Origin of the sequence: Shewanella sp. 10N.286.51.B8 (genome assembly GCF_041469325.1) — a bacterium.
GTDB lineage: Bacteria > Pseudomonadota > Gammaproteobacteria > Enterobacterales > Shewanellaceae > Shewanella.
The window spans coordinates 1-1220 of sequence record NZ_JBFRKG010000090.1 but is presented as its reverse complement, the minus strand read 5'-3'; the positions used below and the strand labels follow the sequence as shown (position 1 = coordinate 1220).

The 1220-nt window shown below is 37.0% G+C and carries 1 protein-coding gene; it reads right to left on the bottom strand.

Going from position 1 to position 1220, the window contains the following annotated elements; genetic code table 11:
- Window positions 1–746: 746 nt before the first annotated feature.
- A complete protein-coding gene (locus tag AB4160_RS19485) occupies window positions 747–1169 on the bottom strand; it encodes a tetratricopeptide repeat protein (protein ID WP_372006095.1) in 423 nt (140 codons plus the stop codon).
- Between the last annotated feature and the right edge of the window lie 51 nt (window positions 1170–1220).

Genomic DNA, 1220 nt, shown 5'->3' with positions numbered 1-1220 from the left:
TGATAAATTGTTAAAGAGCGGACTCGGTAACTAGCGTTTAGACGCCTTATTCCGTGTCAGTGGTGCGCATTATAGGGAAACTAAAATTTCATGCAAGGGCTTTTACAAATTAATTGACAAACATTGATTCAAGTGCTTTTTAATTGAGCGTATTGCGCTAAAATAAAACAATCTGGCTATTTTATCGCTGTTTATTTGGTTTTAATCACTAGTTACAGGCTCTGCTCTATATATGCTGCTACGTCTGCAATACGTCAACTAGCGCTGTAACTTCATTAATACCAGTTTAATGCTTACGGCTAGAACTCGACGATGAGCATGTAATCTCAATGACATTTCAACTTGATGAAGGGTTAATCCATTTCTTTAGCGCTTACGGCTAGAACTCGACGATGAATGTGTAAACCCAATATCAATTCAACTTGATGCAGGGTTAATCCATTATTTTAGCGCTTACAGCTAAAACTTGAAGATGAGTATGTAATCTCAATGACATTTCAACTTGATGCAGGGTTAAACCATTACTTTAGCGCTTACGGCTAGAGCTCGACGATGAATGTGTAATCCCAATATCAATTCAACTTGATGCAGGGTTAATCCATTATTTTAGCGCTTACGGCTAAAACTTGAAGATGAGTATGTCATCTCAATGACATTTCAACTTGATGCAGGTTAATAGTTACTAGCTCCACCTCATTATCAGTAAAGTTTCAATTCAGTCACTTTATATCTATCTAGCCACAGCTTTAATTAATCTTAGATGCTAAAGCAATTTTCAAATTTTTATGAGCTCGTTCAAAATAGGTCGGTGAAGTATCTATTGCTTGCTTAAATAAACTTATCGCTTGTTCGTACTTGCCTTCTAACATCAAAAAGTAGCCAAGATCATTTAATGCATCCGCTGTTGTCATGGTTTGTTCAAAACTTGCCAGTGCCCTTCTATAATTTCCTTGGCGGATATAAACCAAACCTAAATTCGACCATGCTCGGGTAAAACTCGGATCAGCTCTTAGTGCTTGCTTGAGATATGACTCTGCATTATCAAAGTCTCCCACAAGATAAAATGAATAACCTAAATTGGTAGCGATAATTGCTGATTGAGGTTGGAATGCTAGTATGAGTCTAAAATATGTTCTTGCTGCTTCATTGTTGTTTTCCAGATCTTCCAAAATAGCCAGTGCGTTATATACTCTTAAAGGTGATTGTACTGGTCAACCCAA